The organism is Enterococcus sp. LJL99 (assembly GCF_054871725.1).
Window position 1 is genome coordinate 390,063 of sequence record NZ_JBTXLT010000001.1, and the last position, 14,062, is coordinate 404,124.

At 33.0% G+C, this 14,062-nt stretch carries 18 protein-coding genes, 1 tRNA gene and 1 other annotated feature; of the genes, 4 read left to right on the forward strand and 15 right to left on the reverse strand.

Annotated elements, in window-relative coordinates:
* Positions 1 to 191 precede the first annotated feature (191 nt).
* The 3 genes from nusB to ACYSNW_RS01910 all read right to left on the reverse strand — a co-directional run bounded on the left by nusB (position 192) and on the right by ACYSNW_RS01910 (position 2,347).
* Entirely contained in the window at positions 192 to 644 is a 453-nt protein-coding gene (gene nusB, locus ACYSNW_RS01900; RefSeq protein ID WP_461742663.1) for a transcription antitermination factor NusB, read from the reverse strand.
* The gene (locus ACYSNW_RS01905; RefSeq protein WP_461742664.1) at positions 637 to 1,062 is read right to left on the reverse strand and encodes an Asp23/Gls24 family envelope stress response protein; all 426 of its coding nucleotides are present in this window, start codon (positions 1,060 to 1,062) and stop codon (positions 637 to 639) included. Before ACYSNW_RS01905 ends, nusB begins: the two co-directional genes overlap by 8 nt.
* Positions 1,063 to 1,282: 220 nt before the next feature.
* On the reverse strand, positions 1,283 to 2,347 hold the full coding sequence (locus ACYSNW_RS01910; protein WP_461742665.1) for a M24 family metallopeptidase: 1,065 nt from the start codon (positions 2,345 to 2,347) through the stop codon (positions 1,283 to 1,285).
* A gap of 184 nt (positions 2,348 to 2,531) precedes the next feature.
* Between ACYSNW_RS01910 and ACYSNW_RS01915 the strand changes: the two genes are divergently transcribed.
* Positions 2,532 to 3,341 (forward strand): metallophosphoesterase, encoded by an 810-nt coding sequence (locus ACYSNW_RS01915; protein WP_461742666.1) that lies wholly within the window; start codon positions 2,532 to 2,534, stop codon positions 3,339 to 3,341.
* A 422-nt stretch (positions 3,342 to 3,763) separates the two neighbouring features.
* Here the strand turns inward: ACYSNW_RS01915 and ACYSNW_RS01920 are convergent, their stop codons facing one another.
* The 5 genes from ACYSNW_RS01920 to ACYSNW_RS01940 form a co-directional block, all read right to left on the reverse strand.
* Positions 3,764 to 3,913 carry a hypothetical protein gene (locus ACYSNW_RS01920; RefSeq protein ID WP_461742667.1) on the reverse strand — a complete coding sequence of 50 codons (150 nt, stop codon included), beginning with the start codon at positions 3,911 to 3,913 and terminating at the stop codon, positions 3,764 to 3,766.
* A gap of 175 nt (positions 3,914 to 4,088) precedes the next feature.
* Entirely contained in the window at positions 4,089 to 4,493 is a 405-nt protein-coding gene (locus ACYSNW_RS01925) for a pyridoxamine 5'-phosphate oxidase family protein (protein WP_461742668.1), read from the reverse strand.
* Between the two features lie 182 nt (positions 4,494 to 4,675).
* Positions 4,676 to 5,377 (reverse strand): putative ABC transporter permease, encoded by a 702-nt coding sequence (locus ACYSNW_RS01930; RefSeq protein WP_461742992.1) that lies wholly within the window; start codon positions 5,375 to 5,377, stop codon positions 4,676 to 4,678.
* A 106-nt stretch (positions 5,378 to 5,483) separates the two neighbouring features.
* On the reverse strand, positions 5,484 to 5,687 hold the full coding sequence (locus tag ACYSNW_RS01935; RefSeq protein ID WP_461742670.1) for a hypothetical protein: 204 nt from the start codon (positions 5,685 to 5,687) through the stop codon (positions 5,484 to 5,486).
* 707 nt (positions 5,688 to 6,394) lie between these two features.
* On the reverse strand, positions 6,395 to 6,547 hold the full coding sequence (locus ACYSNW_RS01940; protein ID WP_461742672.1) for a hypothetical protein: 153 nt from the start codon (positions 6,545 to 6,547) through the stop codon (positions 6,395 to 6,397).
* A 484-nt stretch (positions 6,548 to 7,031) separates the two neighbouring features.
* Between ACYSNW_RS01940 and ACYSNW_RS01945 the strand changes: the two genes are divergently transcribed.
* Positions 7,032 to 7,478 carry a hypothetical protein gene (locus ACYSNW_RS01945; protein WP_461742674.1) on the forward strand — a complete coding sequence of 149 codons (447 nt, stop codon included), beginning with the start codon at positions 7,032 to 7,034 and terminating at the stop codon, positions 7,476 to 7,478.
* 1,168 nt (positions 7,479 to 8,646) lie between these two features.
* On the opposite strand, the gene ACYSNW_RS01950 is transcribed toward ACYSNW_RS01945, so the two are convergent.
* The 4 genes from ACYSNW_RS01950 to ACYSNW_RS01965 form a co-directional block, all read right to left on the reverse strand.
* Positions 8,647 to 9,105, reverse strand: a complete 459-nt coding sequence (locus tag ACYSNW_RS01950; RefSeq protein WP_461742675.1) for a hypothetical protein — start codon at positions 9,103 to 9,105, stop codon at positions 8,647 to 8,649.
* A 125-nt stretch (positions 9,106 to 9,230) separates the two neighbouring features.
* Positions 9,231 to 9,410 carry a hypothetical protein gene (locus ACYSNW_RS01955; RefSeq protein WP_461742676.1) on the reverse strand — a complete coding sequence of 60 codons (180 nt, stop codon included), beginning with the start codon at positions 9,408 to 9,410 and terminating at the stop codon, positions 9,231 to 9,233.
* 820 nt (positions 9,411 to 10,230) lie between these two features.
* A complete protein-coding gene (locus ACYSNW_RS01960) occupies positions 10,231 to 11,346 on the reverse strand; it encodes a lysozyme (RefSeq protein ID WP_461742677.1) in 1,116 nt (371 codons plus the stop codon).
* A gap of 542 nt (positions 11,347 to 11,888) precedes the next feature.
* Positions 11,889 to 12,044 (reverse strand): hypothetical protein, encoded by a 156-nt coding sequence (locus tag ACYSNW_RS01965; protein ID WP_461742678.1) that lies wholly within the window; start codon positions 12,042 to 12,044, stop codon positions 11,889 to 11,891.
* Positions 12,045 to 12,268: 224 nt separating this feature from the next.
* Here ACYSNW_RS01965 and ACYSNW_RS01970 point away from each other — a divergent pair, with 224 nt between their 5' ends.
* A complete protein-coding gene (locus tag ACYSNW_RS01970) occupies positions 12,269 to 12,502 on the forward strand; it encodes a hypothetical protein (RefSeq protein WP_461742679.1) in 234 nt (77 codons plus the stop codon).
* Positions 12,503 to 12,700: 198 nt separating this feature from the next.
* On the opposite strand, the gene rpmA is transcribed toward ACYSNW_RS01970, so the two are convergent.
* From rpmA to rplU, 3 genes are read right to left on the reverse strand one after another with little or no spacing between them, the layout of a single operon-like run.
* A complete protein-coding gene (gene rpmA / locus ACYSNW_RS01975) occupies positions 12,701 to 12,994 on the reverse strand; it encodes a 50S ribosomal protein L27 (RefSeq protein ID WP_461742681.1) in 294 nt (97 codons plus the stop codon).
* 12 nt (positions 12,995 to 13,006) lie between these two features.
* Entirely contained in the window at positions 13,007 to 13,351 is a 345-nt protein-coding gene (locus ACYSNW_RS01980; RefSeq protein WP_461742682.1) for a ribosomal-processing cysteine protease Prp, read from the reverse strand.
* Between the two features lie 30 nt (positions 13,352 to 13,381).
* Positions 13,382 to 13,690: a 50S ribosomal protein L21 gene (gene rplU / locus ACYSNW_RS01985; protein ID WP_461742683.1), complete on the reverse strand. Its 309-nt coding sequence runs from the start codon at positions 13,688 to 13,690 to the stop codon at positions 13,382 to 13,384.
* 19 nt (positions 13,691 to 13,709) lie between these two features.
* Positions 13,710 to 13,788: a sequence feature (ribosomal protein L21 leader region), on the reverse strand.
* A 179-nt stretch (positions 13,789 to 13,967) separates the two neighbouring features.
* On the opposite strand from rplU, the gene ACYSNW_RS01990 reads away from it, so the two are divergent.
* Positions 13,968 to 14,041: transfer RNA gene (locus tag ACYSNW_RS01990), tRNA-Arg, on the forward strand.
* The last annotated feature ends 21 nt before the right edge of the window (positions 14,042 to 14,062 follow it).

Consider the following 14,062-nt stretch of genomic DNA (forward strand, 5'->3'; position numbering starts at 1 on the left):
AATCAGTTAGTACCAGAGCTGTTTCAAATAAAACATTCTCCTGAAAAAAATTCGCTTTCTCACTAAAACTTAGATACAGATTTAAATAAAATTGACTTTCTATTTTCCAATCTCTACAAAAAAAGCCGAATCATTCTGAAAACAATCATGATTTTCAGATGATTCGACTTTTTAATGCTTGATTTCGCGTACTATTTTGATTCGGGAATCTCTTTCATAACGTTCGATAGTACACCATTTACAAATTTCCGAGAATGATCGTCACTATACTTTTTAGTTAGCTCAATTGCTTCATTCAACGCAACTGTATTAGGAACATTATTTACATAGGTCATCTCAAAGATTGCCATACGTAAAATAATCAAATCTATTTTAGCAATTCGAGCAATCGTCCATTTGCTACCTAAATGTTTTGTGATTATTTCATCCAACTCATTCTTTTTATCGCAAACACCACCAACTAAAACATCTAAATATGTTGGTACAAATTCTTCACCATCTTCACTGATCAATTCTTCATGATCTAACTCAAGCGCATAGGAAATAGCATCTTGTTTGGTTAGATCAGCGTTTGAGTCTAAAGGAAATAATGACTGTAATGCTTTTTCACGGATTTCGTGACGAGTGAAACTCGGATTACTCATTCTCTTCTCCATCCTCCGGGAATAGTTCATCGAAATCAGGATTCGGTAATTTTTCCGGTACTACGGCCACAACATGAACATTCACTTCGACTAGATCAATATCCGTCATGAATAAAACTTGTTGTTTTACACGATCTTGCATTTCTAGTGCTACTTTCGGTACAGAAATTCCGTAATTTAAATAACAATAAATATCTACTTTTAAGCCTTCTTCTTCAGCTCGTAAAAAAATACCTTTGCCATGGGCTGCGCGACCAAGAAATTCATTCACATTGTTAGCGAATGTTCCACGCATGCCATACACACCATCTACTTTAGATGCTGCAATACCGATAATGACCTCAATCACTTCAGGTGCAATTACGATTTCGCCTAAAGAATCTTTTGTATTGATCACTAGATTATTATCATCAGCCATTGTTTATCCTCCTTAAAAATACACTTAGAACAAGTCATTACGAAATCGTATGAACCACGTAAATCAGTCCTTGCATATTTATCTATCAATCGTTTCTAGTTTATCATTAAACGACCAGTTTCGCTACCAGAAAAGCAAGATTTAAGCCTTACTAAAACAAAATCCTAAAAACTTGCTTCCTCTTTCCGAACTACTTTTCTGAAAGCTAACTACTTCTTTTTTATAAAATGATTAATTCTTTTGGTGCTTGTGTCAATACACGGTTTCCATTATCAGTGATTAATAAATCATCTTCAATACGAACGCCGCCAATCCCTGGCAAATAAATCCCTGGTTCGTCTGTTATTACATTCCCTGTGACAAACTGTTTATCTGCACGGAATGATACATTTGGACCTTCATGGATTTCAAGACCGATTCCATGACCTGTACTATGCCCAAACGCTTCTCCATAACCATAAGAAGCAATATGATCACGAGCAATCGCATCTAATTGAATCCCAGTTAAACCTGGTTTGGCTTCATCAATCACTTTCAATTGTGCTTCTAAAACGATTTGATAAATTTCTTTTAATTTATCACTAGGTTCACCGATTGCAAAAGTTCTGGTCATATCAGATACATATCCATCATAGTAACAACCAAAATCTAAAGTAATCATATCTCCTTTTTCAATGATTTTATCACTAGCAACTCCGTGAGGCATTGCTGAACGCAAACCACTTGCCACAATCGTATCAAATGAAACACTTGTTGCACCAAGAGAACGCATATAAAAATCTAATTGATTTGCAACTTCAATTTCCGTCATCCCAGGTTTGATAACTGTTAAAATATGTTTAAACCCTAAATCAGCAATACTACATGCTTTTTGAATAATCGCAATTTCTTCTTCATCTTTCACTTCACGCAACTCTTCAATCATCCCAGCAACTGGAATCAAGTCACAAGGAATAATTTCTTCTAATGCACTATATTCTGCAAAACTAATAAAATTTTCTTCAAAAGCAAGATTAGTTAATTTTTTACTTTCAATCAATTTGACTACTTCACCATAGATATCGGCATTGTGCTTGATAATTTCATAGCCGTCGATTTGTTCGGCTGCTTGTTCAGTATAACGAAAATCAGTTATAAAAAAAGCATCATCTTGAGTGATTAACGCAAGTCCCGCTGTTCCTGTAAAATTTGTTAAATAACGTAAATTATATGAGCTAGTCACTAAAAAACCAGCCAATTCATTTTTTTTCATCAATGCTCGTAATTTATTCACTCTTGCTAACATTTGTTCATCCTTCTTTCCATTAATAAATGCTCGTTTCTAGTATAACAAACTTTCTTTTTAAACAAAACAAATGAACAACAACTCTAATTAATTCTAAAGTTTTAAAGACAAAACAGCACTCTTTACTCTTTTTTAAAGTATTCAAACTATACTATGGATGATTCATGAAAAAGGAGGCCAATAAATGAAAAAAAGCATATTTTTCTTATTCTTTATCTTTTTATTCAGTTGTATCGCTATTTATGCGTTTATGATTGAACCAAAACGAATCGTTAAACATCGATATACCTTAGGAGAACAAAAAAAGCATCCACCAGTTACATTGGTACAACTATCGGATATCCATCTAAAAAAAGACTATTCAATTGCTCAACTGGAAAAAATCGTTGTTGAGGTAAATAAAGAAAAACCTGAACTTGTCGTCTTTACAGGAGATTTATTTGATCGATTTGCGACGTATGGTTCAGTTGAGGAAACAGTTGCAACATTAAAGAAAATCGATGCTTCTTTAGGAAAATTTGCTGTTTGGGGAAACCATGATTATGGCGGAGGCGCTAGTTCTATTTATCCAACTGTTTTAAGCGAGTCTGGTTTTCAATTATTAGAAAACGATGGAACCACAGTAATTACCGCAAATGGGGAAAAAATTTTTATCGCTGGATTAGATGATGCTTTATTAAGATCTGCTTCTATCTCAAAAGCCTTAGCGAAAAATGACGGGGCTTTTACAGTCTTATTAGGGCATGAGCCCGATGTTGCGGATCAACTACAAAACCAAAACGTTCAATTAATGCTTTCTGGACATAGTCACGGTGGCCAACTCAAGCTCCCTTTTTTCACGGTTAAAAATACGTTAGCTAAAAAGTACTATAACGGTTTTTATGATATCACTCCAAAAACAAAACTATATGTAAATTCTGGACTTGGAACAACAAAAATTTCCGCTAGATTACGTGTTCCCCCAGAAATTGCTATTTTTCAACTATATTTATAATTACAAAAATTCGATAAGTTCATTCTTTCTAGTTCAATAATACTTAATCAATAAGATGAGGTTGGGACAGAAGTGTTTAACTCCAAGAAATAAGCGACCAATCACGAAAATTATTTTTCAAATTTTTGTGATTGGTCGCTTATTTCCGTAGGAGTTGCTTCTGCTCCCACCGTTTATCAAGGTCATAAAACAATCGTTTAGAATCGAGCAATTGGACGAACCAGCAGTTATTGCGCTTTTTGCAATGAATGATGGAGAGGAAATTGCCGAGATTCTGATTGTTTTCTGCCGTTTATTCGTTTTTAGGACATAAAACAAAAGTGTTCTTTACTTTTGTCTCGCCCACATATCGAAATATGGTTATATTTTCCCAGTTATTTTCAGCTTGACCCACTTTCGTCAAACCCTTTCTGTAGCTATTTTTATACTTCTATTTGTTTTATTCTTCCACCAATTCGGTCAGCAAAGGCTTTTGCATAATATTTATTTGCGAACATTTTCGCATTTCGTTTGTCCCTCGTTCGCTGACCATTTTCATTGATATATCCATGAAGTACTTTTACTGCATACATAAAACATCGCTCCTTTTCTTAACTATCATCTACTCATTTCATGAATGGTTTAACATGATTCAACTATAACGAAAAGAGCTTAACTCAATCATAAAAAAATTCGAATTATTTATGACTAATGATTAAAAAAATATAAAATTATCTTTTTTCTAATAATCTAAAAGGTAATAATTACCTAAACAATGATTTCGTGCGTTCGTTTATCGACATGAATTTTGGCTGTCCATGTTTCAAAAGTCACAATTACTGGATTTTTTCGCTTTAATTCCTTTTGATAAGGTAAAAGTTGCGCTTGAATCACCTCAATAGATTCTATTAATTCAACAGAAAATTGTCCTTTTAAAAGTAAGCTCTCATGCTCCAATTCTTTATAACAACAAATTGAACCATTCGGATTTTTAAGGATATTTTGAACCGTTTCACCCGATCCATCTAAGTAAAATTGAAATTTTAGCAGACCTTCGCGAAACAATGGCTCTGAAACGGTAATAACGGAAGGGAATCCACGTTGATCTAAAGTAGCTATCAAAAAAGTTGTACTAGTTCCTAATAAATGAGTAATTCGCTCATGTAATAACATGTAATTTCATCACTTCTTTCTTGTTTATTTTACAATTAAATAATCTCAATCAAAACTATCTTTCCCTTTTTCACTATACTGGAATCATAATTAGAAAGTCAATTATTTATCAAAATTCACTAAAAAGAGCCATATACTACAGACAAATTAGTCTGATCATATGACTCCAGTTTTAGTTATTCTTATTTTCTTTTTTTATTAAAAATAATATTCGGATAGTTTTTAACAATTCGACTTAGTGTATAGTGTCTGATTTTCATTGGTTTGCTCTTTAATGAATGCAAGATTCGTTCTCGTACAGCAGAAGGTTTCTCATTATTAAATAAATGTTTCATCCGATATTCCTTAATACTTGCGTTTTCTGGATCAGAATTATCAACAACAGATTCCACTTCTTTTTTCGTTGTTTCAGTAAAAATCAAGGTCGAAATCACATCTATCATAAAAATAACAAAGAGAACAATTGGACCAATTCCATTAGTTGCAGAAACAAAATCATGAATCATATCTTGAATATTAGGATTAATTACTTTAATCAATAAAACACAGCCTACTCCCCAAAATAAAGAAACAGGTACAGCTACGCGTCCATCGATATTCATTGGTATTTTACTATAATTCCATAAAGTCATATTAAATAATTTTTCTAACAACCAACTTGTTATGTATTCTATCACGGTTACGATGACCACCACATTAAAATAAAGGTTTAAAAGAGATCCTACATGTTCTGGCACAAGTAATAAAACAGCTGTCACACCAAAACCATAAACTGGACAATACGGGCCTAATAAAAATCCTCTATAGACAAAATGTTTCGCTTTGATTGAACAGTAAAAACTTTCCCATAACCAACCAATAAAAGAATAAGTAATAAACGTCATAAAAATATTAGCCAAAAATTGACAACCCCTTTATAATCATTTGAGATCAAAAAAAATAGCATCTTTTTCTTTTGATTTTGTATTCCTTATGTACATATTAACATATTTAAAAAGCACCGCCTAAGTACATCATGAATAAACCAATTGCTCCAAGAACGCCGCCAACAAAAATTTGGCTAAACATACTTCGATCACCAAAGAAAAGTCGCAGTAAAAAAAACTTTTTACCAAAGCAAAAAATCAATAAGCCAATAAAAAAAATAACTAGACCAAACAAAACAGATGAGTTTGCTGTATAAGTTTCTGACATTTTTTCACCCACTTTCTTATTTTTTTTATACTATATCAATTTGTATCAAATAGCAATTAATAGCTAAGAGCTGCCTGAAAATTTCAGTAATGAGTTGGGAAAATCTTTTGTTCTATCTTCTAAAGTCTAATAAACAACAAAGAATATAATAACTAAAACTTCAGCTAATCACACCATGCCAAACTTTTTTTTATTCTAGGTATGCAATAGGAATAAAAATAACTCCACAGAATCAATTCATTACACAACTGACAAACCGAAGGACGAAGTGATTCGCTAATGCTTCTTACCTAAGTAGCTCATCAAGCTTCACTCTTCCATTCGAACCATAAATGGTTTCAGATACTCCCTAAAATAAATAAGCCATTCATCAGGATAAGAACTACTGAAAAATAGCACTCAAAAAAGAATCTGAAACAGTCTCTAACAAAAAGAAAATTTCTGCTGAATTTTAACTTTCTTAAACTTTATTATTAGAATTTTCATAATATTTGAATTTTCAATAGAGAAGACTTACAATAGTTGTGAATTAGTATAAAAAATACCAACTTTTCTGCTAAAAATCTTGGGGAAGATTGCATCGTTGGTATTTTTTTGTGTTCTTATTTACTTTAGTTCTCTATCCTGACATAAAAAAAGCCCTCACCGATAAGAGGTAAGCGACTTTATAATAAGTTTTTAATTATGTACTAGCTGAGTATGAAAAATTATTGTTTTTTCGCTCTTTTTGCCTTACCTCTTTGGTTACTCTGTTTAACCATTGAAGCAGCTGCAATTGTTGAAACGGCTCCTTTACCTACTACTTTATCAGTTACAGTCTTTGCCGCCTTGTATTTTAATGCTGATTTTAATAAACTCATAAGTTGCACCTCCATTGTCTTGATTCTTACTATAACAACCGAGTATGAATTTTTCATGAATTTTATTTTCCTTCTATATAACTATTGATAGATATACGATTGTTATTAAAAGATATTGATGATAGAAATGCAATCTGCTAACTATTTAATTTTTAGAATAGCTTTATTTTAAGTTTTGAAAAAAAACAATCGAGCCATATCCTTAACTAATTTTCCTGTTACTTCATTTACTGTATTTCATTGACTAAGTTCAAATTTCACTTAAAAACCCACCTCTATTGAGATGGGAAAAAAGGAGTATCACTCTGTTAGAGCAATAAATGAAAAATAAAAAGGGTTTGTTGGTATGAATTAATAATAGCTTATTTTTCGTCAGAAATCTATTTCAGTATTTACCTATCGTTGGTATTTTTTTGACACTCTTTAAGCATTACTTTCTTCTCTTTGTTATAATTATATGTAAATAATCTAAAGGAATGATACGATGAAAAAGAAATTGATGGGAATTTTGTTATTATTTATAGTATGTTTAGTTGGATGCGCTAAGGATAAATTTGCTGAACCTATTGAAAACAATACAAACAAGAAAATCGTGACTGCCTTTAATGAAAATAAACTAGCGATGTACAGTCCAAAATGGGACGGTCCTCATGAAATCGATATAAAAACTGAATATAGCTCTCAAGATTCAAAACCGACAAGTGGATTAACCTTTTTTACACAAAAAAAGGGTTCAAATTTTGAAAATAAAATAACTATATTTTCTTTCCAGACTTTCGATGAATTAGAAGCGTCGGATCTTTATACAAAACTGACCAATGCAGGAATAGCTACTGTCAATAAAAATATTAATTCAATCATGTTCACCAACAGGGATATAGGTGAAAAAACTTTTGAACAATATAAAATAATCTTTGATGAAATAAACTAATAAAGCCTCTTTGCGTAAGTGATCGCAAGGAGGCTTTATTGTGGGTGAGACAAAAGTAAAGAACACTTTTGTTCTATTTTATGAACCCGAACAAACGGTGGTACAAAAGCAGCTCCTTCAGAAATAAGCTGAAATTTACCAAAAATTTGAAGAGCACCAAGTAGGAATCATTCAACATCGAAAGGAAACCTTTCGTGTTTCTTGTCATTTTCGGAAATTCCTTCTTATTGCGATAAATCACGAAGAACGTAGTGATTCGATGATGCATCGTACCTACTTGGTTCTCGGAGCTAACCGCTTTTGTCTCAACCTCATTATCTTTCTAAAAATAGCTAACTACAAACCTAAAGAGTATTGTCTTAGAAAACCAAAATGATTTTAATGCTATCTCTGAAAAGTACATGAGAAAAATCACTTTAAAACGATTCGTAAAAAATCATCAATTTCCGAGTAGCTAATTATCATTGACGGGAAAGAAAATATATCTTTAACTTAATTTTTTAGCATATATAAGTCAAGTGGGAAAAATTCAGCTCATTTCCCGCTGAAACTCTGCTCTCAGCTAACTAGTTTATTTTTTGATTGATTTATTCAAATACTGTTCTCCCATTTAAAAATATAAGCAACTTCTTCTCAATTATTCATTCATCACGACATTTTTATGATTTAGCTAACTTTTTACCTTTGATATCCAATACTAACAAAAATACCCACCTCATAAGAGATGGGAAGGAATTAAGATTGAAAAAAAGTTTATTTGTTTTAGGGTTGAGTACATCATAATATGTTTGGCTTAAATAGACCTTAAATGATTATAAATATATTTTAGTTGTTTATTTTCAATCCTATTTTTTAAAACTAGTATAAGTTTGAACCAACTTTTTAATCTAGTTTTACTCAATTTATTTAGGACGATTCACTATTTTCACAATATCTATTAATCCAAATAAAAAAGCTCTACCCCTTACTACACAAGGGATAGAGCCGAAAGTTATTAAGCTTCTTGAGCTACTGGGTATAGATGATTCATAATTTCATAAGGTTTCATTTCGTATCATATCTAATAGTAGAAACACGATTCAACACTTCAAACTGTCACTGGATATCATTATCTATTTTGCTAATGGCATTCAATAATTCTCATTAGAGTGGGGCGCTATACATAAAATTATTCACTAATTCTTTTGTACTCCATAGGTGCACTTAAGCCCACCGTGTCTTTCTTCGTAGTACCTCTATTAAGAATAATATTCCCACTTGGTTTTAAAGCTATCGTATAAGACATTTCTTCTTTTCTATTTACAAAACTATAATACATATCATCTCCCTCTTTCGATCTTGAAGATGGCTCTGTATTAGTTTTTTCCTCTCCATCATATTGAATAGATAAGCCATTATCTGTTTTAGATATGTAAACTTTCTCTCCTGTCCAATCAGAATCGATACATTCCCATGTACCAACGAAAGAATCATACTCCTCTTTTGTTAACTCCAACTTAGTTTCCGAATTTTGTGTACTAGAATTAGAAATACTACTACTAGATATCGTTTTTTTATCATTAGAGTTACAACCTACCAGTAAAACTATGCTAGAAAGAATTAAACCACTCATAAATATTTTTCTCATATTGCACTCCTTTCAATTTCAAATTTGTTTTATCTACACATACAGACAAAAACCATCATGCCAATAGATATAAATTTTAATTCAATAATTCTCATTAGCGCAGGGCGCTATAAATAATTTTTAAGCTAATCATCTTTCCTTTTAAATAGTGGTTCGTCTTTATCATTATAGTAATCTTTATTAAGTTCATCATCCACACTCACACCAAACAAACTAACAAGTGATGCACCAAAACCTAGTACACCTAAAATAATAGACAAGGGAATGTAAATTTTTTTCTTTCTATACCATTTTTCTTTTTCCATATTCAACACCTCTGAAATTTTTATTTAGTTTGATTGACTTAAAAGACAAATATATAGTCAAGTTACATTACCTTTTTCTGTACTTCCAAGCGTGAACACCATAAGAGAAACCTGTAAACATAAAAAATATTAAAAAGAGTACAACGAGTATTGATAACCAAAATCCAAATAGATTTAACAATGTTTCTCTTAGCAATCCAATAATAAAAATAGTTGCGAAATTTATTACAAACTTCGTGCCAGTGCTATTTTCACTGTAATATTTACTTGCTTTTTTCAAACAATTTTTTACTTTGTCCATATATTCACCATTTTTTTATAATCATACCAAGAGTAAGAACAAATAGCTAGTGAGTATTGCACTAACAGACTAGAAAACATCTAGTTAGTTAAATTCATGCAACGAGGTTACTTTGAGTAACTCTGTTCTTAAATATTCCTGGATAAACAGAGTAGAATATTTCGACCTTGTAGCTAACTAGGTAGGCGCAAATTGCGCCCCCCTCAGCACGTATAATTCAATCAGCTGAAAAGTCGGGCTATTAGTACAAGGAAGTTTTCCTCTCCGCTAAATTTGAGTATTGTACATTTTGTGCTTAACTACCTCTATCCAATTTGGGACTAGGCTCTATAACTAACCAAAGCAATTTTTCTCTCGTTAAATTTCATGTTTCCCAACTTTTTGGGAAACCTATACAAAGGTACACCGATATTTTCGGCTTAGTTATACCCTAGCCATCCACAAGGTCATGTTTATAGAAATACATTTTGATAATCTACAATAAAAAGCCACCGCATAAGCGATGACTCTATATTAAAATTAAGCATTAAAATTTGTAATACGCTCAACAAATTTTGTAACTGGGTGAGTTCCTGGCCAATCATATTCTTTTAATTCTCTACCTGTAGTTTGTTTACAGATATTTTTTAATGCGCTGATTTCTTCTTGTGTTTTTAAGTGAACTCGATTTCCACCCATTACTCCAAACGCATCTTTTGTCTTTCCATCACTTCGTGCAGCCCAATACATAAACATAACTTCTTCATCTCCTTCATTTATTTTTATTTCACTATCATTTACTGGTGTGTTAAATAAATTAATTTCCTCTTGTCGACGGCGTCTTAATCCTTCTTCAAATTGTGTGCCTCTATTGATATAGTTTGCAAATGATTCTGTAATATAACTATTGGAAGCATTCTTATCCCAACCATCGTTTGCAAATGCTCCTGTTCCAACATTGTAAGCAAAACTTACCATTGCGTCGAATTGATTTTGATTAAACGAACGAGTAAAATAATTGTTTACTGCATTGGCATAACCTACGATATCTTGTTTGAACTGATTATCTGCTTGCGCTTGAGACCATGTAGTTACACCAGCGACTAAATTTGTTCGTCCTTTCGATTCTGCATGTCCCCAACCAATCGTAATCATTCCATCTCCGAGATCATAAGCAGTAAGTTTACATGATTCAAATTTTTTAATCAATGCCTCACCCTTAGATCCTAAAGTAGTAGCTTTTCCTCCTGATGTTGATGAACCACCACCACCAGAAATCCACTGATCTAAATTTAAAATGTCAGTAATAGCCACTTCCCCAACATTCTTTTTTGTTGCCAATCCAGCGTAGTTAGCTTGCCAACTATCAGATCCAATCTTAACCCAAACATGCCCGTATCCTCCGCCATCATATCTGTTAACAGCTATGTTAAGCGTACCAGAACCAGTTTTCGCAATCCCTTGAGAAACGTAGGTACTCGGAATATCTTTGGCATTTCCTCGCGCAGCATATGGATTAGGCGCTCCCAAAAATTCAAGTAGGTTTTTGATTAAACTCACACATTGTCCATTTAATGCGCTACTGGATTTATCAACAGTAATTTTACCAACAAGACTATCAAGAAAATTTCTTACTTCTCCAATTGTTTTTGCCATTTTTTTACCTCCTTCTTTATCATTTTGTAAGATCTTACAACGTTAGTATAGCTAAAAAAAATAGTTTAAAACTGTCAACTTCCTGTCAGTTTACTCCTATAAAAAATAGACCAGCTAATGTCTGATCTTTTTTAAATGCATCATAATATGTTTAGTCTAAGTGTATTACAAATACTTTTTCAACAGTTTGTAATTAATCATGTTCCCTTTCATCACATAATCATCAAACTTCGTCTTCAGTTGTTCGTACTTACTCCACTTCATATTTTTAGGCTTGCTAGGAAACAGATAGCAGCTCTCTCTCATGAACGTAAAGCCATCTACCCAAAACTCTTTATCTATCTGTCGTGCAATAGCGATAGCCTTGTTGTACCACGTCCAGAAGTCCGTTTTCGTGTCTTGCTGACTGCTATAGACTAGATCATGACACTTCACACAACCCCAACCGTCTTTAAAGTGTAGTATGCCTTTTCTTTGGCCACACAACGGACAGATGAACCACAGGAATGACATGGTGTAGAGGACAGCTCAATTCTACGCCCTCACATGATAAGGTATTCGTCTTTAAAATTGATAAGTGTTTCTACTCCCTGTTCTTTAAATGTGTATTCCGCTTCAATAACTGGATCCATTCCACGAAATTTACTTATGTCTTTAATTGCTAGGTTAGGATAGTAATTTCTACAACGTTTATTCATATTTTCTCACTTCTTTTGTAGTAATTAGAGTACTGTATTGCGTACCAAACTCTCGAAAACGCAATTATATCAACGTTTCAACTAGTTAATTATAATTGTTTTTTGTGTTTTATTTACTAAAAAAAACCTAAATCATTAGAGAACCTTAATAATCTAATAAATAATATTTTAACCTCAGATATTAAACTTGATTGTATTATACTCAAGCAAAAGGAGGGATACTCATGAGTGATTTTTATTATCTATCGGATAAACCCAATAAAGGTGGCGAATATGTTGTCCACTCTATGGACTGTGAAGAACTGCCATCTGTTACTGAACGAACGTTAATCGGATTTGAAGGAGGCTCTGAAGATGCTTTGAGCATAGCAAGAAATCAATTTCCTGATAAAAAAATTGTTACTTGTCCATCTTGTTATCACGTTAAGAGAAAAGGAAATTACAAAGAAGTAAAATAACTAGTAAGCCATTCGTATTTTGTAGTGACCCCAAAAAGTTAGACTTTTTGAATAGTAAACAAAAGAATGCCGCTGCCGAAAAACTAGCTAAATTTGCTAATTTCTAAGCGGAAGGCATTCAAGATGGTATTCAATTGTCTGTTTATCCAAATAAAAAAGCTCTACCCCTTACTACACAAGGGATAGAGCTGAAAGTTATTAAGCTTCTTGAGCTACTGGGTAAACAGACACTTGCTTTTTATCGCGGCCTTTACGTTCGAAACGTACAACGCCATCAACTTTAGCAAATAAAGTGTCGTCGCCACCAATACCTACGTTTGCTCCTGGGTAAATTTTAGTTCCGCGTTGACGGTATAAAATTGATCCACCAGTAACAGTTTGTCCATCAGCGCGTTTAGCACCTAGACGTTTAGATTCTGAATCACGTCCGTTGGAAGTAGAACCTCCACCTTTTTTATGGGCAAATAATTGTAAATTCATATTTAGTAACATGGTCTGCACCTCCTATTTTTTAGTTATCGTTTTAATTCGAATAAATTCTGAATTATCTTGCTCAATCGCTTGTAGACCTAACAAAAGGTTTTCCAATAAAATTTGAGCAATATTTTTTTGTTCTTGGTTTAGTGAAGAGAGCATTTCAACATAAAGGTAACCACCTTCTGTTTCATTCGTCTCTACAATCGGTTCGAAACCGGCTAAAGCGTCGATACCATTTACAGCACTAATCGCCAATGCAGACACAGCTGCACATACGATATCACTACCGTAAGGACCTGCTTCGGCATGGCCTGTTATCTCAAATGAAATAAGCTGACCAGCGTCATTTCGATTAAAAGAACCTTCGATCATTTGTAGGCCTTCTTTCTTGAGAACCTAAAATTATGCGTTGATTGCTTCAATGACAACTTTTGTATATGGTTGACGGTGACCTTGTTTGCGGTGAGTGTGTTTTTTAGGTTTATATTTGAAAGTTACCACTTTCTTTTGTTTACCGTGTTTTTCAACAGTACCTTCGACAGTCGCACCTGCAACAGTTGGAGCACCTACTTTTGTAGATTCGCCACCTACTAAGATAACTTCGTCAAACACAACTTTTTGTCCAGCTTCTACGTCTAATTTTTCAACGTAAATTGCTTGACCTACCTCAACTTTTACTTGTTTACCACCAGTTTTGATAATTGCGTACATGCTATACAGCACCTCCTTCTTCTAGACTTAGACTCGCCATCACAAGTGATAACTTACTCGTTATACTTAACGCTTGTTCTGTGCGGTTGTAGCTGTGGAGTCCACAATTACAACATTAATACTATATCAAAAAAGACCTCTCTAGTCAATTAAAACTGTAGATTTTGTTCTTTTAGATTGTATTTCAAAGTATTTCAAAAAAAAATGCTGTTATTTCTATTTTTTGATTGACTTTAGTTTCTATGTTCATTATAATAAATTTTGTCGTGTTAAGCATGCGCCAATAGCTCAGCTGGATAGAGCACTCGCCTTCTAAGCGAGCGGTCGGGAGTTCGAATCTCTCTTGGCGTATAAATAGTTAAAAGAACAACC

Bases quoted from the DNA above. Each gene is read 5' to 3' on its own strand.
- nusB (WP_461742663.1), bottom strand. From the start codon at position 644: ATGAGTAATCCGAGTTTCACTCGTCACGAAATCCGTGAAAAAGCATTA.
- ACYSNW_RS01905 (WP_461742664.1), bottom strand. From the start codon at position 1,062: ATGGCTGATGATAATAATCTAGTGATCAATACAAAAGATTCTTTAGGC.
- ACYSNW_RS01910 (WP_461742665.1), bottom strand. From the start codon at position 2,347: ATGTTAGCAAGAGTGAATAAATTACGAGCATTGATGAAAAAAAATGAA.
- ACYSNW_RS01915 (WP_461742666.1), top strand. From the start codon at position 2,532: ATGAAAAAAAGCATATTTTTCTTATTCTTTATCTTTTTATTCAGTTGT.
- ACYSNW_RS01920 (WP_461742667.1), bottom strand. From the start codon at position 3,913: ATGTATGCAGTAAAAGTACTTCATGGATATATCAATGAAAATGGTCAG.
- ACYSNW_RS01925 (WP_461742668.1), bottom strand. From the start codon at position 4,493: ATGTTATTACATGAGCGAATTACTCATTTATTAGGAACTAGTACAACT.
- ACYSNW_RS01930 (WP_461742992.1), bottom strand. From the start codon at position 5,377: ATGACGTTTATTACTTATTCTTTTATTGGTTGGTTATGGGAAAGTTTT.
- ACYSNW_RS01935 (WP_461742670.1), bottom strand. From the start codon at position 5,687: ATGTCAGAAACTTATACAGCAAACTCATCTGTTTTGTTTGGTCTAGTT.
- ACYSNW_RS01940 (WP_461742672.1), bottom strand. From the start codon at position 6,547: ATGAGTTTATTAAAATCAGCATTAAAATACAAGGCGGCAAAGACTGTA.
- ACYSNW_RS01945 (WP_461742674.1), top strand. From the start codon at position 7,032: ATGAAAAAGAAATTGATGGGAATTTTGTTATTATTTATAGTATGTTTA.
- ACYSNW_RS01950 (WP_461742675.1), bottom strand. From the start codon at position 9,105: ATGAGAAAAATATTTATGAGTGGTTTAATTCTTTCTAGCATAGTTTTA.
- ACYSNW_RS01955 (WP_461742676.1), bottom strand. From the start codon at position 9,410: ATGGAAAAAGAAAAATGGTATAGAAAGAAAAAAATTTACATTCCCTTG.
- ACYSNW_RS01960 (WP_461742677.1), bottom strand. From the start codon at position 11,346: ATGGCAAAAACAATTGGAGAAGTAAGAAATTTTCTTGATAGTCTTGTT.
- ACYSNW_RS01965 (WP_461742678.1), bottom strand. From the start codon at position 12,044: ATGAATAAACGTTGTAGAAATTACTATCCTAACCTAGCAATTAAAGAC.
- ACYSNW_RS01970 (WP_461742679.1), top strand. From the start codon at position 12,269: ATGAGTGATTTTTATTATCTATCGGATAAACCCAATAAAGGTGGCGAA.
- rpmA (WP_461742681.1), bottom strand. From the start codon at position 12,994: ATGTTACTAAATATGAATTTACAATTATTTGCCCATAAAAAAGGTGGA.
- ACYSNW_RS01980 (WP_461742682.1), bottom strand. From the start codon at position 13,351: ATGATCGAAGGTTCTTTTAATCGAAATGACGCTGGTCAGCTTATTTCA.
- rplU (WP_461742683.1), bottom strand. From the start codon at position 13,690: ATGTACGCAATTATCAAAACTGGTGGTAAACAAGTAAAAGTTGAGGTA.